Below are 24,065 nucleotides of genomic sequence, written 5' to 3'. Positions count from 1 at the left end.
AATGGAAAAAATCGATGTTTGGTTTACCGTTTCAGAAGCTCAAGGTTTGATCAAAAGTGGTGGTTTGGCCGATGTGGCCAAAGCACTGCCTAAAGCACTGCAAGAGTTAGGTCATCAGGTAGCTATTGTGCTACCTGCTTATCGTTCTATATTGGGCATTTCAGATGCTCCTGTTGTGCTAGAAACTGAGCTTACCCATTGGCCTCATACTTCATATCTGGTCCGCCAGATGGAGCTAGATGGAGTGGCCGTGTACTTAATTGAATGTGAACAATATTTTGGCCGAGCACAAATGTATGGCGAGAATAACCAAGCGTATGCTGATAATGGCGAGCGTTTTGGTTTCTTTTCAGCAGCTAGCCTAGATGTTTTACCTAAGCTCGGTAAAAAACCACAGATTATCCATGCAAATGATTGGCATACAGGGTTGGTTCCATTTTTGTTGAAAACGCGTTACCAGCATGACGCTTATTTTTCTGATATGAAAAGCGTATTGACCGTTCACAACGCGATTTTTAAAGGTATTTTTTCTTATCATCAATTAGAGATCATCCCAGAATTGAACTTATCTGGCATGGAATTTTTACGCTACGGACACGATCACGTCAGTATGCTAAGAGCAGGGATTGCCTTTGCTGACAAAATCAATGCCGTTAGCCCTAATTATGCTTCCGAGCTGCTAACACCGCTTGGCTCTCATGGGTTAGTAGATGATTTTGTTCACCGAGCTAGAGATTTGCACGGCATCGTTAATGGGTGTGATTATAGCGAGTGGGATCCACAAAACGATGAATTTCTTCCTCTTGGCTACTGTGATGAAGCTGAATCACTTCAAGCGGGCAAACGGGCGAGTAAGCGCATGTTGCAAGAGGAGCTGCAATTACCTCAGCGTGACTTGCCTTTGTTTGGGATGGTTTGTCGACTCACCCACCAAAAAGGTTTCCACTATATTTTACCTATACTAGAGTCGTTCTTACGCAATGATGCTCAGCTCATTATTGTTGGCACAGGAGAGCCTGAAGTTGCTGTTCAGCTACATAAAATGGCGGCGAAGCATGCTGATAAATTTGCGTTTGTTGAAGCTTATAGCAATCGTTTTGCACATTTGGTTGAAGCCGGTTCTGATTTCTTCTTAATGCCTTCAGAATTTGAAGCTTGCGGTTTGAATCAGATCTACAGCATGGCTTATGGCACGCTGCCCATCGTTCGTGAAGTTGGTGGTTTAAAAGACACCGTGCGTGATTATGATAAGTTTCCTGAAGAAGCGACCGGCTTTGGTTTTCATGATCCTTCTCCAGAAGCACTGCTTATTGCAATGCAGCGAGCGATGCTGTTTTATCTTCAACATCCCGAAACTATGTTGGAGGTTCAGCAGAGGGCGATGCGACAAAATTTTAGCTGGCAGGATTCAGCGAAAGAGTACATCAAGATGTATCATCTCGCGTTTCATGACTGATGTTTTTATAACAAGTAAGGCGCTTTGGCGCCTTACTTGTTGAGCCGAACGAGCCCGCATGATTTTTTGCTATTCAGCCCCCGTTTTGTGGTAGTCTTGCGTTTCTCAAATTGAAGCTGATTAACGGTTTTGTATGTCTCATAGCCTACTTTTCCATAAGACCTACCTGCATCCCACCAGTGATGAATGGGTTGTTTTTGTGCATGGCGCAGGTGGAAGTTCATCCATCTGGTTTAAGCAAATCAAAGCGTACCGTGAGCATTTCAACCTGTTATTAGTTGATTTACGAGGTCATGGCAAGTCAAACCAACTGTTTAAAGAGTTGATGGCAAATCGTTACACGTTTAAATCCGTCACTCTTGATATTCTCAAAGTGCTCGATCATTTGAAAATTCAGTCTGCCCATTTTGTTGGAATGTCACTCGGTACCATTATTGTACGTAATCTTGCTGAAATGGCGACTGGGCGAGTTTGCTCTATGGTTTTGGGTGGAGCGATAACCCGTTTGAATGTGCGCTCTCAAGTGCTCGTAAAGTTGGGTAATTTGAGTAAACACATCATTCCTTACATGTGGCTTTATCGTTTGTTTGCTTACATTGTGATGCCACAACGCAACCAAAAAGAGTCACGGCATCTTTTTATTCGAGAAGCGAAGAAGCTGTGCCAAAAAGAGTTTAAACGCTGGTTTATGCTGACTTCCGAAGTCAATCCTCTGATGAAATGCTTCAAAGAGAAAGAGCTACCCATTCCCACTCTTTATCTTATGGGAGAGAGAGACTATATGTTCATTCAACCCGTTAAAGACATGGTGGCAATGCATAGACAAAGTGTGTTATTAGAGATCCCAGATTGCGGCCACGTGTGTAATGTTGAACAGTCTGAGATGTTTAACCACCACTCAATTGAGTTCATCCGCCAGCATCAGACTCGTTAGTCTGAATCTAAACAACCGCAGTACCAGCAGGCTGCAAACTGCGGCCCATTTTCCTCGTTGCACTGTCCACAAACCCAGTTAGGTTCTTCGTTTATCTCTTCTATCTGATAGGCCAATAATTGTGCTTGAGCCTCGACGATTTGAGCTTCATCCAACAGCCATATATAGGGCAAGGTTTCTTCTGAAAAAGGGAGCTCTCCACCTAAGCCGTATAAGTTATCGCCTCTCACTTCACAGCGAATATTGAATTGCTGTAAATACTGACAAACTATATATGCCTCTATCGGGTGGTTTGAAACACAAATTTTCATCATTATTCACTTCAGGCGGAAGTTGGGTTTTTGTTCAATCTGGCCATAATCCACTTGGTGAGAATAGGGAAAAGACCTAATAGAGCAAATGAAAGCAAAACCGAAGGAGATACAATACCGGATAAGCTTTCAATTTCAGCTAGTTGAGTACCAGCATTCAGATAAACGGCAGTGCCGGGCAACATACCGAGTTGGCTAATCAGGTAAAAGCGAGCGGTTGATATGGGTGTTAGGCCCATTAATAAATTAATCAAGAAAAAAGGGAAAACCGGAATTAAGCGCAGTGAGAATAGATAAAATGCCCCATCTTTTGCAACGCCTTGATTAATCGTTTGCAGCTTTTGACCAAATTTTGTTTGAATCCATTCACGCAGTAAGAAACGGCTACTCAAAAAGGCGATAGTTGCGCCTATGGTGCTGGCAAAGGAGACAAGCAGTAAGCTAGTCCAAAAACCAAACAGCGCAGCGCCCAGTAACGTGACGACCGCCGCTCCTGGGATGGAGAAAGCGGTGAGCACAATATAGAGTGAGAAATAGATCAAAGCAGCGCTGATCACGTTTTGGCTAATGTATTTGTTTAATAGCATTTGCTGTGCTTTGGCATTATCTAACGTTAGATAGTGGCCAAAATTTACAATCAAAAAGACAATAAAGGCAAATAAAGCCAAGCCTAAGAAAAGTTTTTTATTCATGGTATTCCTCAAAACGACATATTTTACTAGATATAGTGAAGAAGACAGAGGAAGTCGAATTTATATTTCAAAACGGGATGAAAAAAACGCCCGCATGGTGATGCGAGCGTATTTGATTATTTAATCGAGATATTTATTTACTCTGAAGTTAAAGGCTTTTAGCTAATTCATCGCGTCGAGATTGTGGGATAACCGACCAATGCTTGCCTTCAATAGCACCTTCAAGGGCCCATAGCAATTCAAGACTGATTGAAGAAGAATGGGTTTGCTGAATCGCTTTATAGGCTTCCAAAGCCCCCTTTGTATGCAAATCCGTTACAGATTCTATCCCTGCTTTCTTAAGCATACGTTCGGTGGCGAGTCGAAGGTTCGGGAGATCTTTTAGGCGTTCTGGCTTCGTTTGGGCTTGAACTTCTCGTTCTTGTTTGGCGATTTCGAGTGCGACAGCAGCATCTCGTAAAATAAGCGAAGGGTTTTCCCAACAATTGTCAGGTAATGCGAAGTATTTTGTGACGACAGGGAACCCACGTTTTTTATAGATATAGGGCTCATAGCCTTGCTCTTTAAAGCGAGAGGTTGATAGATCGTCTGCGCGAATATGAAGTTTATCGTTTACGACCAAAGCAAACATGGTGTCATCGACAAAAATGCCGAAGCCGCCAAACATTGAACGAGACTTAACGCGTCCAAGTTGTTCGAAGAGTCGCATTGAATCTTTAAGTACTGGTTTATCCATGCTGTAAATTCTCGGTGTATGGGAAAAACGCCACCAAAATCAGGTCCGAGAGATTAGCAAACTTATGCAGAAAGAGTGTCAGTAAGGGGTAAACTTAACGTTTGCATATTTGCCATCGGCAACCCCGCTACCTACCGAATAGTCGGTTTAGGCCGGAGGCTTTGCGTCCCATCTTTTCAAATGGTTTGCCCTGTGCGTGACTTCTAATAATAAGAATATATAATTTTTTGGATGAGCATCACGTTTATTTATTATTTGCGTGATGCTCATTCCAAATTTACTATTATTTAATACGGCGTTCTGTCTCGAATATAGGAAAATCCCTAAAATTGACATTTGTCGCTTGCTTTAAATAATGACACTATTTCGTTATGTTTTTTACTGTGTTGCGCTCAACAATCTCAGGGTGCATCTCAAACACACGACGTTCATGCTCTTTGTCTTTAATGCGTTCCAATAGGATTTCAAAGGCGTTTTTCCCTACTCGTCGTTTTGGCTGGTGAACCGTGGTTAATGGTGGCGAGAAATACTCAGCAAGTTCAATATTGTCATAACCAATAACAGACATGTCATCAGGAATACGGATGCCTTTTTGTTGCAAGCGACTCATTAAACCGAGAGCCATTGTATCGTTAAAGCAGAAAACAGCCGTTGGGCGCTTGTCCATGGCGGCGATCTTGTCGGCGGCGAGCACCGCAGTATCACACTCGAAGTTACCTTCCAAAATCCAATCTTCATGAACGGTTAGGCTTGCTTCGGCAAGAGCACGCTTAAACCCTTGAATACGCTCTTGGCACGCCGCTTTTTCGAAGTGTCCACTTAAGCAAGCAATGTCAGTATGGCCATGATCAATAAGGTATTTGGTGGCGAGATATCCGCCTTCCTCTGAGTTATCAATAATTTTATCGGCTTGAGAACTTTCAGGGCCCCAGTCCATGATAACTTTCGGAATGTCTGAATGACGATCAAGCATCTCAAGCAGTTCTTGGGTGAGGTCCGAGCACATGACCAACATACCATCGACACGTTTTTCCGCTAGCATGCGGATGTAGTCGCGTTGCTTCTCGTAAATACCGCCGGTATTGCACAAAATAAGTGTGTAGCCTTGGCGGTAGCAGTAGCTTTCAACACCATCGATAACCTCAGAAAAAAATAAGTTTGTCGATTGGGTCACTAACATACCAATGGTACGGGTGGTGTTGCATTTTAAGCTGCGAGCGACTGCACTTGGTGCATAGTTAAGCTCTGATACCGCTTCCATCACTCGTTCTTGGGTTGCTTCAGCCACAAAGCGAGTTTTATTGATTACATGCGATACCGTGGTGGTTGATACGCCCGCTAAGCGTGCAACGTCTTTAATCGTAGCCATAAATTCTCTGTCCTGTCGATAACTGCTGAAAGTGATAGTCACGAAGAGCAATTCAGCGGTATTAGGCCTATCGGTGTTATATTGAAGCCTAAAAGTAGTAAAAACACAAAAACCGCCTCTAATCAGCGGTTGCATCTTAAATTCATTTTTTATCGTTTGCGGTCAAGATTCTAGTCCGCAAATGTCCATCAAGCAACGAAAAATCCACCGAATAAATCGGTCAACAGTCACAATTGACCGATTTAGTAATTGGTATTAACCAAGTTATCTCACTGGTTTGATAAATAGTCGCGGTCTAAGTGAAGAAACGCGACCAACAATTCGCTTGCGGCACCGTAAAAACCAAATTGATCAATTTGTTGGCAGCGAAGATGGAATTGTGGGATCCAAGAGAGCAAATGTTGTTCAATAAAATCACACTGCTGCGTAAAGGCTTGTTCAAGGTGTGTCTCTTGTTCAAGCTCATTGGAGCGAATGATCAAGTTACCTAAGAAATCCAGTTCAATCGCAATGTGGTCGGCGGGTTCGTTGAGTGTATCGTTGACTGCAATGTGATGGGCTGCCATCAAATCCGACATTGCTCTGGCTGGTTCGTCATTGAGCAACCCTGATTTTCCAATGTAAATTGAGGCATAGGGTAGCGCGGACTCCTTATTGGATTTTAAAAAAAGATCACAGAAATCGGCTGCGAGCTCAAGCTGTGCGTCTTCTTTGTCTTGCAATCGGTTCAGTGCATCAACTAATTTATCAATGGCAGGTTTAAGTGTCGCGTTTTCTGCTAATCCTGAAAGAAATGTGCGAATAGCGGGCGTATAGTATTGCTCTAATTCATGCTCCGAAAGTTCTTTCACAAATAAGCTCGAAAGCCACCAATAAATCTCGGCACGCTGTTCATTAAAAGCTTTGATGTCTTGCATGGTATTGGCTCTCCAAGGGGGTGGTTTTGCGAAAATCGTTTTTAAAAAGTAATTGATCTAAGTGTAACCAATAAAAATGAATAGCAGTCGCTAAGAAAATGAAAAAATATGAGTGATTTTTTCATTAAGTTAATGGATGTCTGGAAGGTTGTTTTGAATCAATAAACTCTCATCTTTCTTAATTTTAAAAGTGATACGACTAGAATTATGACTATTTATGAATAGAATGGCTTTGTACAGAATCTCGAGCCGAGGTTTGAACATTTCTATAGAGTAAAGTGGTGTAAATGAGCTATCACGTATTAGTAGTTGAAGATGATGCAGTCACTCGCAGCAAGCTAGCTGGATACTTTCAAAGCGAAGGTTATATGGTAACGCAAGCGGAAAGCGGTACTCAGATGAGAGATGCTTTGAAAAACAGCGCGATAGATCTGATTATGCTAGACATTAATTTACCCGGTGAAGATGGTTTAATGTTAACGCGTGAGCTACGCAGCCAATCTGATATTGGCATCATATTAGTGACAGGGCGCACGGATAGCATTGATAAGATTGTTGGTCTTGAAATGGGGGCCGATGATTACGTAACGAAACCTTTTGAATTGCGCGAGTTGCTGGTGAGAGTGAAAAACTTGCTGTGGCGGATCTCGACCGCAAAAAACAAACTGAACGAAGAGAGCGGTGTATCTCACAATGCGAATTTAGTGCGCTTTAGCGAGTGGACCTTTGATATCCAGCGCCGAGCGCTGAGCCGTAATGGTGAGCCCGTAAAACTGACCAAAGCGGAATATGAGCTATTAGTTGCCTTGTCGTCATATCCGAATCAAGTCCTTAGCCGTGAACGTATTTTAAATATGATCAGCCATCGTGTGGATGCACCTAACGATCGAACGATTGATGTACTGATTCGACGCATGAGGGCGAAGATGGAGTTTGATCCCAAGAATCCGCAAATCTTTGTGACTGTGCACGGTGAAGGTTATATGTTCGCTGGTGATTAGCTGAGTGGTCGCGTGTGTAAAATTGGCGTTGGGCCGTGCCTTTTTATTCCCATGATTTTTTGTAGCCGCGATTATCAAGAAAAACGGAGCACATAAGTGGCTCCGTTTTGGGTTGAATACAATTGCTAATTGCTATTGATGTCCAATTCTGTATCGCCATGCCCGGAGGCCCAATCACGTAAGTCTTGCCACAGCAGCCCTAACGTTTCATACCAGTAACGCTCGGTTTGTTCTAAATAACGTGCTCGAGGAGCGTATTTTTCCCAAGGTTGCTCAATATTCGTTTGCGCTAAGAAATTGGTTGGCGCAGGTATTGGGTCAATACCTGCAGAATTAAACTCTTTTAACGCTCTTTCCATATGACTGGCTGATGTTACCAAAACAAGCCTACGCTGTTGGACAAAGGCGGCGGCTTGTCGTGCTTCTTCCCAAGTATCTTTAGCTGTTTCTAGCAAAATAATATCGGATTTACTCACTCCAAGCGCTAGGGCCACCACGGCTAGCATACGCGCATGGCTAAATTCTGACCCGCCAGAGTAGCCTGATAAAATCAATTTTGAGCCGGGGTACATACGCATGACACGTATGCCTTCGTTTAAGCGTACCAACGCAGTGCGGCTGAGTTCCGAGGTCGGCGGGATTTGGTCGTCCACCACGTGGCTGCTGCCTAAAACCATCACATAATCGATGGTGCCATCAACGGGGAGAAAAGCCGAGTATTGTCTTTCCAAAGGCATTAGCATGCGCGTTGTAAAGGGTTGGAAAGAGATAAGAAATATCCCCACTAAAGAGAAGAGGACAAACATACAGCCAGTCTTACGTCTGACGGTGAACATTATGAGCATTAATCCGACAAAACCGAGGATTAGCATTGCCGGAAGAGGCATTAATAATGAGGAAATAACTTTTTTCAGCTCAAACATATACAAAATAGTCCGAAAAAACACCACTTGATAATAAAAAGGAACAAAGCCCCTTTATTCCTGCCATTCCTATGACAGAATAGCAGCACGATTCGCTATCATAACTCAAGCCACTGTGACTGAAGACCGGAATTTCGACGATATTGCCCACAAATTTGCAAAAAACATATACGGCTCTGACAAAGGTGAAATTCGTCAAGTCATTGTTTGGCAAGATCTTGAGCAACTGCTCGCTTTGTTGAGCAACCACCCAAAACCTTTGCAAGTGCTTGATGCTGGCGGCGGTTTGGCACAAATGTCACAAAAAATAGCCAAGCTGGGACACCAAATCACGCTGTGTGATTTATCCTCGGAAATGCTTCAACTTGCGGAACAAGAGATCCGCAAAAATGGTCTGCTTGAGCAGTATCGGTTGGTACATTCCTCCGTGCAATCCATCCAATCGCACCTTAGTGCGCCAGTGGATGTGTTGTTGTTTCACGCGGTGATGGAATGGTTAGCCGAGCCAAAACCCGCATTGCAGAATTTGTTAGAGCAAGTTAGGGCAGGTGGTATGGCATCAATCATGTTCTATAACCATCATGGCTTGGTGTACAAAAACGTTGTCTGTGGCAACATTCCCCATGTATTGGAGGGCATGCCACATCGCAAGCGGTTTAAGCTCCAGCCTCAGCAAGGGCTAAAACCTGAAGAAGTGTATCAATGGATCGAAGAATCAGGATTTGAGATTTGTGGAAAATCGGGCATCCGATCATTCAGTGACTATATTGGGAATGTGAAAAATATGGGTGACTACCAATATGAAGATGTACTGGCACTAGAACAACAATTATGTAGACAAGAGCCGTACCTCTCGCTAGGTCGATACATTCATGTATGGGCGAAAAAGAAAATAGAGCAGGAATAACAATGAGTGAGATGACTCAGAACGCTGCACAGCAACCTATTGATGAATTGGTTGGTTGGGTAAAGCAGCATGATTTCTCATTGAACCTGACGACAGAACGACTGGCGTTCCTTATTGCCATCGCAGTATTGAGTAACGAAAGGTTTGATGAAGAATTATGTGAAGGTGAGTTACACGATGCGTTTGCCATCGTAACTCGCTTATTTGAAGAAACCGGTGAAGCCTCCGCGTTTCGTGCCAATAATGCGATCAATGAGTTGGTAAAACAGCGCTTAATGAGCCGCTTCACCAGCGAGATGACTGATGGCGTTAGCATTTACCGTTTGTCACCGTTGGCTATTGGCATTACGGACTACTACGTCCGCCATAGAGAGTTTTCCAAGCTGAAGCTCTCAATTCAGCTTTCTATGGTCGCCGATGAAATGGCCAAGGCGATTGAAGCTGCGAATAAAGGTGGTACTCCCGGGCATTGGAAAAAGAACGTCTACGGCGTATTAAAATACTCGGTAGGGGAAATTTTTGATCGTATCGATTTAAACCAACGTGTGATGGACGAGCAGCAGCAATCGGTCAAACTGCAAATCGCAGAGTTGCTGAATAAAGATTGGCGTGAAGCGATCAACAACTGTGAATCGTTATTGTCTGAAACCTCTTCAACGCTGCGTGAACTGCAAGACACTTTACAAGCGGCGGGGGATGAGCTGCAAACGCAAATTTTGGATATTCAAGAATTGGTTTATGGCGAAGCCGAACTCGAATTTATTGAAGAAATCCTGTTTGGATTACAGATGAAACTTGATCGCATCACCAGTTGGGGACAACAGGCGATCGATCTCTGGATTGGCTACGACCGCCATGTCCATAAATTCATTCGTACCGCCATTGATATGGACCAAAACCGAGCGTTTAGCCAGCGTTTACGTCAATCACTCAGCGACTATTTTGACGCGCCTTGGTATCTCACTTATGCCGATGCTGAGCGTTTAACCGACCTGCGTGATGAAGCTCTCGTGTTAAGAGATGATGAGGTGATGGGGCAAGTGCCTCCAGAAGTGGAGTACGAAGAGTTCCAGCAAGTCAATGATGAGCTCTCCTTGCGTATCGGCAGCATGCTCAAAGGTCATAAAGATCAAGGGATGCCAATTGATTTAGGACGAGTACTGAGAGACTACCTCGCCACTCATCCCCATACACATCATTTTGATTTAGCCCGAATTATTGTTGATCAAGCGGTGAGGCTTGGCTACTCAGAGCAAGATTACCAAGCCATCCAACCTGACTGGCAAGCGATCAACGATTTTGGTGCAAAGGTACAAGCAAATGTCATCGACAGATATTAATGAATACATGCCAGAAAATCTGGCTAAAGCGATTTCAAATCCTTTATTTCCTGCGCTAGATAGCCAGCTTCGAGCTGGGCGTCATGTTTCTAGTGATGATTTGGATAATCACACCTTTTTATTGGATTTTGAGCCCGATTTAGCGCTGTTTTACCAACGCTATAACACCGAATTAGTCAAAGCGCCGGAAGGCTTTTTTTACCTGCGTCCTCGCTCTACTGCTTTAATCAATCGTAGCGTGCTGTCTGAGTTGGATATGCTGGTCGGCAAAGTGCTCTGTTTTCTTTATTTGAGTCCGGAACGCCTTGCGCACGAAGGCATCTTTACTAATCAAGAATTGTACGAAGAGCTACTGTCTCTGGCCGATGAAAAAAAACTGATGAAGCTCGTCACCAACCGAGCCAGCGGTTCAGACTTAGACAAAGAAAAGCTGTTTGAAAAAGTGCGTACCTCATTGCGTCGTTTACGTCGTTTGGGGATGATCATCCATTTAGGTGATACCAATAAATTCCGCATTAGCGAAGCCGTATTTCGTTTTGGTGCCGATGTGCGTATTGGTGACGACATGCGTGAAGCACAACTGCGTTTGATCCGCGATGGTGAAGCGGTTGTCCACGCCCAAGAGCCGAATCAAGGCAGCTTGCTGGATAACGAAGACGAGATTGAAGAACAAAATGTTAACGAGCAAACAGAATGGGAAGGTGAAGCATGATTGAGAGAGGTAAATATCAATCGCTAACCATGATCAATTGGAACGGCTTTTTTGCTCGTACTTTTGATATTGATGGATTAGTTACCACCTTGTCAGGCGGTAACGGTGCGGGCAAATCGACCACCATGGCGGCATTTATCACCACCTTGATCCCAGATCAAAGTTTGCTCCATTTTAGAAACACCACCGAAGCGGGCAGCTCACAAGCGTCTCGAGATAAAGGCTTATACGGTAAACTGCAAGCGGGCGCATGTTACGCCGCGTTGGATGTAGTGAATTCACGCAAACAGCGTTTACTGTTTGGCGTTAAGCTACAACAGGTGGCGGGGCGCGATAAAAAAGTTGATATCAAACCGTTTGTGATTCAAGGCTTGCCAAGCCATATCAAACCAACCGATGTGCTGATTGAAAACGTCTCAGACAACCACGCGCGCGTGCGTCAACTCAATGAAGTGAAAGAGATTGTCGCGAAAATTGAAGGGGCGCATTTTAAAGCGTTTAGCTCCATTGTCGATTATCACGCGCAAATGTTTGAATTTGGCGTGGTGCCTAAAAAACTGCGTAACAGTAGTGACCGTTCAAAATTCTATCGCTTGATTGAGGCTTCTTTATACGGCGGTATTTCCAGTGCCATTACTCGCTCGTTGCGTGATTATCTGTTGCCACAAAATGGTGGTGTGAAGAAAGCATTCCAAGATATGGAATCGGCGTTGCGTGAAAACCGCATGACGTTAGAAGCGATCAAAACCACGCAAGCGGATCGCGATCTCTTCAAGCACCTGATTACCGAATCGACAAATTACGTGGCCGCTGATTACATGCGCCACGCCAACGATCGCCACAATAAGCTAGAGCAAACGCTCGCGTTGCGTAATGAGTTGTTCGGCTCTCGCCATACATTGATTGAGCAAAATCGATTACTCAATCAAGTTCAAGAAGAGCTTGAACTGCTGTTAGAGCAAGAATCTACCTTAGAGCAAGATCACCAAGCCGCTTCTGATCACTTGCAACTGGTGCAAAACGCACTGCGTCAGCAAGAGAAAATTGAGCGCTATCAAGAGGATTTACAAGAGCTCACTATTCGCCTTGAAGAGCAGATGATGGTGGTGGAAGAGGCACAAGAGCGCGTCATGATGGCTGAAGAGCAAGCGATTATCTCTGAAGATGAGGTCGATAGCTTAAAGAGTCAACTGGCCGATTACCAACAAGCATTAGATGTTCAACAAACGCGAGCCTTGCAATATCAACAAGCCGTACAGGCGCTCGATAAAGCCAAACAGTTGCTAAATGATGATCAGTTATCACCAGAGCGTGCCCAAGCGCAGGTTTCTGATCTCAAGCATCAGCAAGACGCTAACACTACCACCTTATTAGCGTTAAAGCATAAATTGGACATGTCTTCGGCCGCAGTCGAACAGTTTGAGCAGGCACTGCAACTGGTGCGTAGTGTAGTGGGTGAGGTGCCTCGTCACGATGCCGCTCAGCATGCAAAAGCCATCATGCAGCAAGCGCGTAACGCCCAGCAAATTAGCCAAAATGAAGCACAGTGGTATGCGCAGCAGCGAGATCTGGAACGTCGCTTAAATCAGCAGCAAGTGGCGCGTCAGTCCGTGGCTGAATACCAAAAGCAACACCATATTGACTTGCACGATGAGCTAGCACTAGAGCAAGAGCGCGAGCGCCACGCCGCTCTGATTGAATCGCTGGAATATGAACAAGAAGCGCTGCGTGAACAGCGCAGTGAGCAGCGCCGTACCGAGCAAGATAAACAGGCTGAAATTCAACGACTGGAATCGATCGCTCCTACTTGGATTGCTGCCAACGATGCATTGCATACCTTACGCGAACAAAGTGGTGCAACATTAGAAAATAGCCAAGCTGTGATGGCGCAGATGCAACAAGTGCTTGAGCAAGAAAAAGCACAATCAATCGCTAAAGATAAACTGGCAGAACGTCGCGCGCAGCTTGAAAATGAAATCGAGCGCTTGGCGTCTCCTGGTGGTTCAAATGATCCTCGCTTGAAAGGATTAGCGGATAGCTTAGGCGGCGTTTTACTGTCTGAAATTTACGATGACATCACGATTGACGATGCACCTTATTTCAGTGCCATGTACGGCCCAGCTCGCCATGCGATTGTAGTTTCGGATTTATCTGGCATCAAAGAGAAGCTGGTCGAGCTTGATGACTGCCCAGAAGATCTGTACATCATTGAAGGGGATGTCGATGCCTTTGATGACAGCTCGTTCAATGCTGACGAATTGGAAGGAGCAGTATGTGTACAGCTCAATAACCGCCAAATGCGTTATTCTCGTTTACCTGAGATCCCACTCTTTGGCCGAGCTGCGCGCGAACAACGTTTAGAGTTACTGCGTAACGAGCGCGAAGAAGTGGTGGAAGAGCACGCAAAAGCGGCATTTGATTCACAAAAACTGCAACGTCTATACCACAGCTTTAACCAATTTGTTGCTTCATACATCCAAGTTGCTTTTGAAGCCGATCCAGAACAAGCGTTGCAAGCTGCACGTGAGCAACGCAATCAACTGGTCCGTGTATTGGCTGAATTGGACGCAAAAGAACAGCAGCAGCGCAACCAGTTACAGCTGAGCAAACACGCGTTAACGATGCTCGATAAGCTGGCTCCTAACATGTTGCTCATTGAAGATGAGGCATTGCAAGCACGTTTCGATGAAGCTGAGCTGAACATTAATCAACTGGCGGAAGCGAAAGCGTTTTTAAGCTCGCACGGTAAAGCCATCGCGGAGTTAGAGCAGCTTGCTTTAGCGCTTGAGGTTGACCCGCAGCAATTTGATGCACTCACTGCACAATATCAGCAAGCGGATCAAGCTCTTCAGACATTGAAAGTGCAGATCTTTGCACTTTCAGATGTGATTGAACGCCGCCACTATTTTAGCTATTCCGATTCGGTTGCTCTGCTCAGTAAAAGCAGCGAGCTAAGTGAGCAGCTCAAAAACAAATTGGTTGAGGCAGAAAGCGCCCGTACCTGTACTCGTGATGAGCTCAAACAGGCTCAAAGCCAAATGAACCAATATAACCAAGTGTTAGCGGCCTTAAAAAGCTCGCATCAAGCTAAGTTGGAAACGGTTCAAGAGTTCAAGCAGGAGCTACAAGAGTTTGGTGTGCATGCCGATGAAGGTGCACAAGAGCGTGCTGAACGTCGTCGTGATGAATTGCAACAGCGTCTGCATGCCTCACGTACCCGTAAGAGCGAGTATGAACGTACACTAACCGCAACTGATCTTGAAATGAAAGCATTAGTTAAACGGTTGAAAAAGGTGCAGAAAGATTATCAAGATCTGCGCACATTTGTGGTGAATGCAAAAGCAGGGTGGTGCTCTGTATTACGTTTGGCGCGTGATCACGATGTTGAGCGCCGCTTGCATAAACGTGAGCTAGCGTATCTATCGGCCGATGAACTGCGTTCCATGTCGGATAAATCGTTGGGCGCGCTGCGTTTAGCCGTCGCAAGCAATGACGACCTACGCGATGCACTGCGTTTGTCGGAAGATAACGCACATCCAGAACGCAAAGTCTTGTTCTACATCGCCGTGTATCAACATCTGCGTGAGCGTATTCGCCAAGACATCATTCGCACTGATGATCCTGTTGAAGCGATTGAAGAGATGGAAGTGGAGCTTGCGCGTCTAACTGAAGAGTTGACTCAACGTGAAAACCGTTTAGCGATAAGCTCTGAATCGGTGGCCAGCATCATCAAAAAAACCATTCAACGTGAGCAAAATCGTATTCGGATGCTCAACCAAGGTTTGTCTAACATTAACTTTGGTCAAGTGAAAGGCGTTCGCCTTAACGTGAAAGTACGCGAGAGCCATGAAATCCTACTCGCGGGATTATCTGAAAAACAGAGTCAGCATAAAGATCTGTTTGAGAGTACTCGTTATACCTTCTCTGAAGCGATGGCGAAATTGTTCCAGCGTGTTAACCCGCATATCGATATGGGGCAACGTTCACCGCAAGTATTGGGTGAAGAGCTATTGGATTACCGTAACTACTTAGAGTTGAGTGTTGAAGTAAATCGCGGATCCGATGGCTGGTTGCAAGCGGAATCGGGCGCGTTATCGACTGGTGAAGCGATTGGTACTGGGCAGTCTATTTTATTGATGGTGATTCAAAGTTGGGAAGAGGAATCTCGTCGTCTACGCAGTAAAGACATCGTCCCATGTCGTTTACTGTTTTTAGATGAAGCGGCGCGTTTGGATGCTAAATCCATTTCAACCCTGTTTGAACTGTGCGAGCGTCTGGATATGCAACTTTTAATTGCTGCGCCAGAGAACATTAGCCCTGAGAAAGGCACGACCTATAAATTAGTGCGCAAAGTGTTTAAAGATCACGAACACGTTCATGTGGTCGGTCTGCGAGGTTTTGGTCAAACTGAAAAACCAAAATCAGAAGCACAGCAGATGGCCGAAATGCTATAAGCATCGCCTCCATCGCTAATAAAAAAGCCCAATACTCCTGATAGAGATTGGGCTTTTTAGTGATTAAATTTGGTGAGAGTTACTCGCTTACCTCACCTGAACCGAATTGCTTTGCGGCATAAGCCACGCGTTCTTCGGGGCTGGGATAGATAAGTTGCGTACCTAAACTTTCAATATGCTGCAAGCGTGGCAACAGCCCTGCGCCATTGGCTATCTGGATAGCAAGCCCTGGGCGAGCGTTAAGCTCAAGTACCATTGGTCCTTCTTCTTTATCCAACACCATGTCGGTTCCCATATAACCAAGGCCGGTCATTTCCCAAGCGCTAGAGGCTAAGGTGAGTAGCTTTTTCCAATGTGGTACTTGCAGCGTTGAGAGCTCTTTGCCGGTATCTGGGTGCTCAGTGATGGGTAAATTAAACTGCACGGCTCGTACTGCTTTTCCTGTCGCAATATCAAGACCTACGCCAACAGCGCCTTGGTGTAAGTTGGCTTTACCATCAGAAGCCGAAGTCGAAAGGCGCATCATCGCCATGACGGGGTAACCTTTGAAGACAATAATGCGTACATCAGGCACACCCTCATAGCTAAAGCCTTCGAAACAATCGTCAAACTTAATTAGGTTTTCAACCACCGCCACATCATTTTTACCGCCTAGTGAAAATAGTCCGGCCAAGGCATTACTGATGTGGCGCTCAACATCTTGCTGGTTGATGGTCGCACCAGAAGGTTTAGTGTACACACCATCCTTGTGCGACATAATCACTAAAATTCCTTTACCACCGCTTCCGCGTGCAGGTTTTATCACAAAGCCCGGCCACTCTTTAACCATGGCATGGATCGACTTCACATCCGCTTGATTACTGATCACACCAATCAGTTTTGGCACAGTACAACCCGCACGCTGCGCAATCAATTTGGTTTGTAACTTATCATCAACCAATGGGTATTTTGAGCGATCGTTATAGCGACCAATGTAGCTATGGTTACGCTTGTTCATGCCCATAATGCCTTTACGGCGTAGCTTAAATGGAGAAGTGTATTCGGATAATGAAAACATCTTTACTCCTCGGCTAACGGTTTAAAGCGGCGAAGTTCAGTTAAACGGTAGCCCGTATAGGTTCCCAATAGCAGAATGGCAGCCAATACGATCAGCTGTAAGCCAATAAAATTAAAGGTTAGGTGTTGCACATAAGAGTTAGTCATACCTAAATAGATCAATACTGAGGTAAACAGTGAGCCGCCACCTTGTAAGATAACCTCTTTTGCTCCTTCTTCTTCCCACAGAATCGACATGCGTTCGATGGTCCAAGATAGAATGATCATCGGGAAGAAAGTAATGGATAACCCTTCGGTGAGGCCGATCTTAAAGGCAACAACCGTGAAGACAGAGATAATGAGTATTACAGTGATGATCACCGCCGATATTCGTGCCACCAGCAGCAGGTTTAATTTCGATAAATAGCTACGAATGATTAAACCCGTTCCGACGATAAGCAGAAAGCCCACGATACCTGTCAGTAATTGAGTTTGAACAAAGGCTACGGCGATCAGTACAGGCATGAAAGTACCTGAGGTCTTTAGCCCAATAATCACCCGTAAGAACACCACAATTAATGCGCCGATAGGGATCAACATAATGGTCTTGAACATTGCTTGCTCTTCAAGCGGTAAGCTGTGAATAGAGAAGTTTAAGAGTTTGTCGGCCTCAATTTTATTATTGGTTGCCGTTTGAGGTGAAACATCTTGAGACAGCATAGTGAAGTGAACTTGGCTATTTTGTCCACCCGTGACATCCAGCAGTGAAACGTTGGATTCATCCCAAACCAGTAGGTTAGGGTGGTTGGGCTGCGTGCCCGTTTCAGGGTTAAAAAGCACCCACTGATCGCCATTCCATATTTCGTTCATGTGTTGAATCGTTTGACGGCGGCGACCATCTTCGAGCTGAATAACACCAACGACCTTATTGGGAATTTGAGAGTATGACAGCAGTTTTTGTGTGGCGTCCACTTTGCTCATTTTATTAAGCAGCAAAGAGGCGTTTTGGCTATCGGCGTCATTGAGGTTTTTAATCAGTTCGCGGGTAAAAGTGATGTTATCCGCCGAGCGTTGATTCGCTCGTTCAATTAATGCGATAGCTGCTGCTTCTTCTGGACCGTTAAAGGTCGGTTGAACTACATCACCCACCGGCGGGATAGGTGTTGCTTTCGCTTGGGGATCAACTAAAAATTGGCTTTTATAGTAAATAGTTTGTGGGCCAGTTGCTTTGCGGATTGACCATTCAACACGTTTGCCTGTGTCAGTCGTAACGTAAGCGACGCCATAACCCGGCGACGATGACGATTCATTGATTAAGGTATACCCATCTTGAGTATGAGGCGCAGCTAAAGAGACTTTGGCTTCTTTGCCTAACGCATTGAATTCAACACGTGCTTCAATATCCCAAATTTGGCGAGTTTCCCCGGGTGTCCATGGCACCCCGTAAGTTTGGTGGCGAACTACACTCAGTGTAATTCCTGCCACTATCAGCAATAAAACGGATAGATAAAATGGAACTCGTGACGTCATAAATGTCCTTGCTACTATTTAGTTTCGGTTTGGATGTACTTGCGACTGACATCGACTAACGCGATATCACGAATAAACTCGCGGCCTAGAAGAATAGCATGGCTCATTTGAGAGCGATCAGCTAAGGTGAACTGTGCTTTTTCGTGAATACTGCCTAATTTTACCCACAGCTCAACAACGGCTCTGCGTTCCATCTCATCGTTGGTCGATTGGCGAATTTTAACGTAGCGAATAATGGGTGATTCAATCCAGTTACTCTCGTCTGTTGCTCTATCACCATCGGAAAGATGAAAGCGCACCCAGTTTTTCCCATTACGTTCAAACTCTTCAATATCAATCGCATTGAGTGAAGAGGTGGCGGCCCCTGTATCAACTCGAGCATCAAAGGTTTGTTTGATCGAATCAATCGTGACTTTTTCGACTTCACCTAAAATGACGTCATAGCGTGATTTTTGAATAGAGGGTGTAGCGACTGGAATTATCACATCATCATTACTGGTTGCTTCTACACGTTTTTGTTGTGTATTGGTCGTGATCTGCTTAAGTTTTGTTAGTTTTCGATCGAGTTTTGATATTTGGTTTTCAAGGCTTTCAATGTAATCATTCTGGTTACTTAGCTGAAGCTCAAGGTTGGTCATTGTGTTGCTGAGGTTCGATTCGGAAGCTTGAATCGCTGCGAGGGTAGCTTGGTGGTATTGTTCACCATTGGTTAGAGTGCAACCTGACAGTAAGGCAATGGCAATGACGGGGGCTACAGACTTAAACATTTGCGACCTTATGTGTTTGTAATGAATACGGATAAACCGAAGTTTAGCTAACAAAATTTAGCTGATAAAAAAGGATGCGTACGGCATCCTTTGACAAGGGTAGTATTATACGCATAGCCAAGCGTTAAAACTGTGTCAATTATAGTTTTTTTGCTACCAAAATAGCGCGTCGTGGTGCGGGATACCCTTCTACGGTTTTGCTTGGGTCGTTTGGGTCAAGATAGTCGGGTAATGAGTTGTGCGTCATCCATTGAGTTGTCCGTTGTTCATCAACGGAGGTGACGCTCTCATCAACGATACGCACGTCACCAAAACCACATTTCTCAAGCCACACTTTGAGCGCTTTGGCGGAAGGGAAAAAGTAGACGTTACGCATTTGTGCGTAGCGGTCGACAGGGACCAACACCGCATTTTCGTCGCCTTCAATAACCAGCGTCTCAAGAATCAATTCGCCCCCTGTGACCAACTGATTTTTCAATTGGATCAGATGATCTAGCGGAGAGCGGCGATGATATAGGACACCCATGCTAAATACAGTGTCAAAGGCGTTCAATTCGGGTAACTGTTCAATGCCTAGTGGCAGAAGATGAGCACGTTGGTCATCACCCAATAGTTTACGCACCGCTTCAAACTGCACTAAAAACAGGTGCGAAGGGTCGATACCCACACACAGGCGAGCACCTTCGCCAAGCATACGCCACATGTGATAACCATTACCACAGCCAACATCCAGCACGGAACGGTCTTTCAGCGGTGAAATGTGGGGCAATACGCGGTCCCATTTCCAATCGGATCGCCACTCAGTGTCGATATGGATACCGTGTAAGTGATAGGGGCCTTTGCGCCAAGGATGAAAGGTTTTAAGCAAACTTTCTAATTTCTTCTGTTCGCCTAACGTCAGCGGTGTGCTATTTGAGAGAGTGACTGACTGCTTGAGCTCGATCAGCTCAGGTGTACCCGAGGGAATTTTATTTAACGCACGAACCCAGCGGTCAAAGTCGCCATGCTCTGTATTTTGCCAGTCCGTCAACTGTTGTGGCAAAACGTTTAGCCAAGGTTGGAGACGGGTATCTTGAGCGATCAGTTGATAAAAATTGGCAAAGTTAAACATGCAAAGCGTATTCCTAGATGAGGTAAAAAGATCCTAGATAAATGGCTGGTCAGGTTTTGGGCCTTCTAGGGAAAAAAGCCAAAACGGCATTCTATTATTTAATGGCGAACATTGAACCAAAGTTGAAACACTGGAACCACACTTCATAACTTGAAAAGCCAATTTTTTTAAAGCGAGCTTTATGTGTTGTGATGGAGTCTGGGCGCATCACATTTTCAATCGCACTGCGTTTTTGACTGATCTCTAATTCGCTGTAACCATTGGCTCGCTTGAAATCATGGTGAAGGTCAATTAGCAGATCATGCGCCGTTTCATCTTCAAAAATGTACTTTTCAGATAAAATCAGTATGCCACCGGGGCGAAGACCCACGTAGATTTTTTCAAGCAGTGCGAGCCTATCTTCTGGCGATAGAAATTGCAGCGTAAAATTGAGCACCACCACTGAGGCATCATGAATTTCAATCTCACGGATGTCGGCTTCAATTACCTCGACAGGCGTATCCGAACGATAGGCGTTAATGTGCAATTTACAACGCTCAACCATAGCAGGCGAATTATCAACCGCTACAATTTTACAACCTTCTTGGTGAATATGACGACGCATCGAAAGCGTAGCCGCCCCTAAAGAGCAACCCAGATCATAAATAGTAGAGTGTGGCTTAACAAAGCGCTCAGCTAACATGCCGATTGCAGAGATAATATTGCTGTACCCCGGCACAGAGCGCTGAATCATATCAGGGAAGACTTCAGCAACTCGTTCATCAAACGTAAAATCACCAATTTTATCGATTGGAGCAGAAAAAATGATGTCTTTATGATGGCTCATAATGTACCTCATGGCGATGCGTAAAAAGCAATGCTGACCGTCGCGCTACCTTAAAAAAGGCGCACATTCTAAGAGAAAAGTGTGCGCGTGTCATTAACCTCGCACGCGATCATCAAAATAGGGTGATTTGGTGCTGGTCATCTTGGGCTGGAAATGTTGTCAATGTAGGTAATGTGAGTCGTTGTTGCAGCTGTTGGTATAGTTCGGCGGCTAATAATGGGGCTTCAATATTGTCTGGCGTGTGGACCATAAGATAAGGTTGTTTTCCTTGTTCGATCCAATGTGGCAGTTTGGTCATCCACGCTTCAAAAAAGGGGTAATTGGCCTCTAATTCTGGGTGGCCGATAAAACGGATCATCGGCGTTTGTGCCGTGGCAATGGCGTGAACAGGGACTTTAGGTTTCTTTTTCTGTGCATCAATGATGACGTCGGTCGTCGGTTTGGCCGAAAAGATAGGACGACTATCCATAATGATTCGATCAATCGACGATTCAACTAACCATTGATTGAGCGCTTTTTCAGCTTCTCCCTTAGCAAAAAACTCAAGGTGCCGCACTTCAACACTCAGTGGAAAACCCGCGGGAAAATAGGCGCAGAATTTTTTCAACTGCTCTAAGTGCTGTGGGCCAAAAGTAGCTGGCAGTTGGATGGTCCATAATCCAACACGAGAGTGTAGAGGCTCCATCAGCATCATAAAATCTTTTAACTGATCTTGGCAGCCAGTGAGCTTATGTTCGTGGGTAATAGCTTTGGGCAGTTTGAACGTAAACCGAAAATCATCATGAGTGGCGGCGCGCCAGTTCTGCACTGTGTTCATGGAAGGTGACGCATAGAAAGTAGTGTTGCCTTCTACGGTATGAAAAACCCTCGCATACTTTTCAAGACGCTGCGCAGCAGGCGTTCCCGCGCCGTAAAACGTACTTTGCCAGCCTGCATGTGACCACATGGTAAGGCCGAGTCGCAGTGGTAAATTCATCATACTGACCTTTTATCCATTACTAAAAATAAATACTCTACGAGAGTTTTGATGATTTTGGTATTTTAACGCTATAATCAGCCGCAATTTCTCAGCGGTGTTGCTATTTTGGTTGATTATTGATTTAAAAAGCAGCAACCCTTGATAAAACACAACAAATTGTATTCTGGAAGGTCGATTTTGCACATCTTTCAGCGTATAAATGGAACTTTGCGCTGCTCAGATAATGACGCTGAGCGGCTTAGAATTGATAACTAATTAGAGATTGGGAAATTCATTATGCGTAGCCATTATTGTGGTCACCTGAACAAGTCCCTCGCAGGACAAACTGTGGAGTTGTGCGGCTGGGTTAATCGCCGTCGTGATTTAGGCGGTCTTATCTTTATTGATATGCGAGATCGTGAAGGCATCGTTCAGGTGGTGGTTGATCCAGATATGGCGGATGTATTTGCAGTAGCTAACCAACTGCGTAATGAATTCTGCATTAAGCTAACTGGTGAAGTACGCGCGCGTCCAGAAAGTCAAATCAATAAAGAGATGGCGACTGGCGAAGTAGAAATTCTCGCGAGTGGGATTTCTATTATCAACCGCAGTGATGTTTTACCACTGGATTTCAACCAAAAGAACTCAGAAGAGCAACGTCTAAAATATCGTTACTTAGATCTACGCCGTCCAGAAATGAGTGATCGTATTAAGCTGCGCGCTAAAGCGTCTAGCTTTGTACGCCGCTTCCTTGACGAACACGGTTTCCTCGATATTGAAACGCCAGTTTTGACGAAAGCAACGCCAGAAGGTGCGCGTGATTACTTAGTACCAAGTCGTGTGCACAAAGGCAGTTTCTATGCTCTTCCTCAATCGCCACAACTGTTTAAACAGTTGCTGATGATGTCAGGTTTTGACCGTTACTATCAAATCGTAAAATGTTTCCGTGATGAAGATTTACGTGCTGACCGTCAACCAGAATTTACTCAAATCGATATTGAAACGTCATTTATGACGGCAGATCAAGTGCGTGAAGTGACCGAAAAAATGGTTCGCAACATGTGGCTAGAACTACTAAACGTTGATCTAGGCGATTTCCCTGTGATGCCATACAGCGAAGCGATGCGTCGCTATGGTAGCGACAAGCCGGATCTGCGTAACCCACTGGAATTGGTTGATGTTGCAGACCTTGTAAAAGATGTGGATTTCAATGTTTTCTCTGGCCCAGCTAATGATGCTAAAGGACGCGTTGCGGTTATTTGTGTACCGGGTGGCGCGGCATTAACTCGTAAGCAAATTGATAGCTACGCTGAGTTTGTTGGTATTTATGGCGCGAAAGGTTTGGCGTGGATGAAAGTCAATGACCGCGCTGCTGGCTTAGAGGGCGTTCAATCTCCGGTCGCGAAATTCCTTTCGGCTGACATTGTGGAAGGTATTTTACAACGCACTCACGCTAAGTCTGGCGACATCATTTTGTTTGGTGCCGATAAAATAAAAGTGGTGACTGAAGCCTTAGGTGCGCTGCGTTTGAAATTGGGTAAAGATCTTGCGATCACCAATGAAAATTCATGGGCTCCACTATGGGTTGTTGATTTCCCGATGTTTGAGGAAGATGACGAAGGTAACTTGCATGCTATGCATCACCCATTTACCGCGCCACTTAATTTAACCGCGCAAGAGCTGCAAGCCAACCCAGCGGTTGCAAATTCAAATGCTTACGACATGGTATTAAACGGCTATGAAGTGGGCGGTGGCTCGGTGCGTATTCACAATGCTGAAATGCAATCTGTGGTGTTTGATATTTTAGGTATTGATGCGCAAGAGCAACAACTGAAATTCGGCTTCCTATTGGATGCGCTGAAATTTGGTACGCCACCACACGCAGGTCTTGCATTTGGTCTTGACCGTTTGGTGATGCTGTTGTGTGGTACGGAAAATATTCGCGATGTGATTGCCTTCCCTAAAACAACCGCAGCCGCTTGTTTGCTAACGGATGCACCGAGTCTGGCTAACCCAGCGTCGCTCGAAGAGTTGGCGATTGCGGTGACGGTCGCAAAAGAAAAAGCGCAATAAACGCAACGGTAAC

General features: G+C 45.0%; 20 protein-coding genes and 1 riboswitch. Of the genes, 8 read left to right on the top strand and 12 right to left on the bottom strand.

The features are described 5' to 3' along the window. Nucleotide 1 precedes the first annotated feature (1 nt). Both glgA and AACV20_RS16040 read left to right on the top strand, forming a co-directional pair. The gene (gene glgA, locus AACV20_RS16045; protein WP_013857077.1) at nucleotides 2–1,456 is read left to right on the top strand and encodes a glycogen synthase GlgA; all 1,455 of its coding nucleotides are present in this window, start codon (nucleotides 2–4) and stop codon (nucleotides 1,454–1,456) included. Nucleotides 1,457–1,589: 133 nt separating this feature from the next. Further along, the gene (locus AACV20_RS16040; protein WP_017049877.1) at nucleotides 1,590–2,390 is read left to right on the top strand and encodes an alpha/beta fold hydrolase; all 801 of its coding nucleotides are present in this window, start codon (nucleotides 1,590–1,592) and stop codon (nucleotides 2,388–2,390) included. On the opposite strand, the gene AACV20_RS16035 is transcribed toward AACV20_RS16040, so the two are convergent. The 5 genes from AACV20_RS16035 to torD form a co-directional block, all read right to left on the bottom strand. Beyond that, nucleotides 2,387–2,704, bottom strand: a complete 318-nt coding sequence (locus tag AACV20_RS16035; protein ID WP_081265479.1) for a hypothetical protein — start codon at nucleotides 2,702–2,704, stop codon at nucleotides 2,387–2,389. The two genes, AACV20_RS16040 and AACV20_RS16035, sit on opposite strands and share 4 nt — an antisense overlap. Before the next feature lie 8 nt (nucleotides 2,705–2,712). After that, nucleotides 2,713–3,393 carry a TVP38/TMEM64 family protein gene (locus AACV20_RS16030; protein ID WP_170907629.1) on the bottom strand — a complete coding sequence of 227 codons (681 nt, stop codon included), beginning with the start codon at nucleotides 3,391–3,393 and terminating at the stop codon, nucleotides 2,713–2,715. Nucleotides 3,394–3,541: 148 nt separating this feature from the next. Then, nucleotides 3,542–4,129, bottom strand: a complete 588-nt coding sequence (locus AACV20_RS16025) for a TfoX/Sxy family DNA transformation protein (RefSeq protein ID WP_013857073.1) — start codon at nucleotides 4,127–4,129, stop codon at nucleotides 3,542–3,544. 114 nt (nucleotides 4,130–4,243) lie between these two features. Beyond that, nucleotides 4,244–4,329, bottom strand: a riboswitch (cyclic di-GMP riboswitch). A 161-nt stretch (nucleotides 4,330–4,490) separates the two neighbouring features. After that, nucleotides 4,491–5,498, bottom strand: coding sequence for an HTH-type transcriptional repressor PurR (gene purR, locus AACV20_RS16020; protein ID WP_026028025.1), 1,008 nt, complete (start codon nucleotides 5,496–5,498; stop codon nucleotides 4,491–4,493). A 269-nt stretch (nucleotides 5,499–5,767) separates the two neighbouring features. Further along, nucleotides 5,768–6,415, bottom strand: coding sequence for a molecular chaperone TorD (gene torD / locus AACV20_RS16015; RefSeq protein WP_094147356.1), 648 nt, complete (start codon nucleotides 6,413–6,415; stop codon nucleotides 5,768–5,770). Nucleotides 6,416–6,702: 287 nt separating this feature from the next. On the opposite strand from torD, the gene torR reads away from it, so the two are divergent. After that, nucleotides 6,703–7,416: a two-component system response regulator TorR gene (gene torR / locus AACV20_RS16010; protein ID WP_013857070.1), complete on the top strand. Its 714-nt coding sequence runs from the start codon at nucleotides 6,703–6,705 to the stop codon at nucleotides 7,414–7,416. A gap of 125 nt (nucleotides 7,417–7,541) precedes the next feature. Here torR and elyC read toward each other — a convergent pair whose 3' ends face one another. After that, nucleotides 7,542–8,366, bottom strand: a complete 825-nt coding sequence (gene elyC, locus AACV20_RS16005) for an envelope biogenesis factor ElyC (RefSeq protein ID WP_170907628.1) — start codon at nucleotides 8,364–8,366, stop codon at nucleotides 7,542–7,544. 88 nt (nucleotides 8,367–8,454) lie between these two features. Between elyC and cmoM the strand changes: the two genes are divergently transcribed. The 4 genes from cmoM to mukB are packed head-to-tail and all read left to right on the top strand — an operon-like array spanning nucleotide 8,455 to nucleotide 15,752. Further along, nucleotides 8,455–9,246: a tRNA uridine 5-oxyacetic acid(34) methyltransferase CmoM gene (gene cmoM / locus AACV20_RS16000; RefSeq protein ID WP_170907627.1), complete on the top strand. Its 792-nt coding sequence runs from the start codon at nucleotides 8,455–8,457 to the stop codon at nucleotides 9,244–9,246. A 2-nt stretch (nucleotides 9,247–9,248) separates the two neighbouring features. Then, nucleotides 9,249–10,586 carry a chromosome partition protein MukF gene (gene mukF / locus AACV20_RS15995; protein WP_170907626.1) on the top strand — a complete coding sequence of 446 codons (1,338 nt, stop codon included), beginning with the start codon at nucleotides 9,249–9,251 and terminating at the stop codon, nucleotides 10,584–10,586. After that, nucleotides 10,567–11,298 (top strand): chromosome partition protein MukE, encoded by a 732-nt coding sequence (gene mukE / locus AACV20_RS15990; RefSeq protein ID WP_017044662.1) that lies wholly within the window; start codon nucleotides 10,567–10,569, stop codon nucleotides 11,296–11,298. The genes mukF and mukE overlap by 20 nt, the downstream gene beginning before the upstream one ends. After that, complete coding sequence (mukB, locus tag AACV20_RS15985) at nucleotides 11,295–15,752, top strand: chromosome partition protein MukB (protein WP_170907625.1); 4,458 nt, start codon at nucleotides 11,295–11,297, stop codon at nucleotides 15,750–15,752. The genes mukE and mukB overlap by 4 nt, the downstream gene beginning before the upstream one ends. Before the next feature lie 79 nt (nucleotides 15,753–15,831). On the opposite strand, the gene AACV20_RS15980 is transcribed toward mukB, so the two are convergent. The 6 genes from AACV20_RS15980 to AACV20_RS15955 all read right to left on the bottom strand — a co-directional run bounded on the left by AACV20_RS15980 (nucleotide 15,832) and on the right by AACV20_RS15955 (nucleotide 22,000). Then, the gene (locus tag AACV20_RS15980) at nucleotides 15,832–16,809 is read right to left on the bottom strand and encodes an alpha-L-glutamate ligase-like protein (RefSeq protein WP_019280854.1); all 978 of its coding nucleotides are present in this window, start codon (nucleotides 16,807–16,809) and stop codon (nucleotides 15,832–15,834) included. A 2-nt stretch (nucleotides 16,810–16,811) separates the two neighbouring features. Beyond that, nucleotides 16,812–18,317, bottom strand: a complete 1,506-nt coding sequence (locus AACV20_RS15975; protein ID WP_064625026.1) for an inactive transglutaminase family protein — start codon at nucleotides 18,315–18,317, stop codon at nucleotides 16,812–16,814. Nucleotides 18,318–18,331: 14 nt separating this feature from the next. Next, nucleotides 18,332–19,084, bottom strand: coding sequence for an ATP-dependent zinc protease family protein (locus AACV20_RS15970; protein WP_170907624.1), 753 nt, complete (start codon nucleotides 19,082–19,084; stop codon nucleotides 18,332–18,334). Between the two features lie 139 nt (nucleotides 19,085–19,223). After that, nucleotides 19,224–20,195 carry a tRNA 5-methoxyuridine(34)/uridine 5-oxyacetic acid(34) synthase CmoB gene (gene cmoB, locus AACV20_RS15965; protein WP_017047721.1) on the bottom strand — a complete coding sequence of 324 codons (972 nt, stop codon included), beginning with the start codon at nucleotides 20,193–20,195 and terminating at the stop codon, nucleotides 19,224–19,226. A gap of 94 nt (nucleotides 20,196–20,289) precedes the next feature. Continuing rightward, nucleotides 20,290–21,033 carry a carboxy-S-adenosyl-L-methionine synthase CmoA gene (cmoA, locus tag AACV20_RS15960; protein WP_017044667.1) on the bottom strand — a complete coding sequence of 248 codons (744 nt, stop codon included), beginning with the start codon at nucleotides 21,031–21,033 and terminating at the stop codon, nucleotides 20,290–20,292. Nucleotides 21,034–21,133: 100 nt separating this feature from the next. Further along, a complete protein-coding gene (locus AACV20_RS15955) occupies nucleotides 21,134–22,000 on the bottom strand; it encodes a DUF72 domain-containing protein (RefSeq protein ID WP_064625032.1) in 867 nt (288 codons plus the stop codon). 276 nt (nucleotides 22,001–22,276) lie between these two features. Between AACV20_RS15955 and aspS the strand changes: the two genes are divergently transcribed. Further along, nucleotides 22,277–24,052, top strand: coding sequence for an aspartate--tRNA ligase (gene aspS, locus AACV20_RS15950; RefSeq protein WP_013857056.1), 1,776 nt, complete (start codon nucleotides 22,277–22,279; stop codon nucleotides 24,050–24,052). The last annotated feature ends 13 nt before the right edge of the window (nucleotides 24,053–24,065 follow it).

The sequence above is a fragment of the Vibrio sp. B4-6 genome, assembly GCF_963888245.1.
Classification (GTDB): domain Bacteria; phylum Pseudomonadota; class Gammaproteobacteria; order Enterobacterales; family Vibrionaceae; genus Vibrio; species Vibrio anguillarum.
This window is presented reverse-complemented; position numbering and strand designations above follow the sequence as displayed.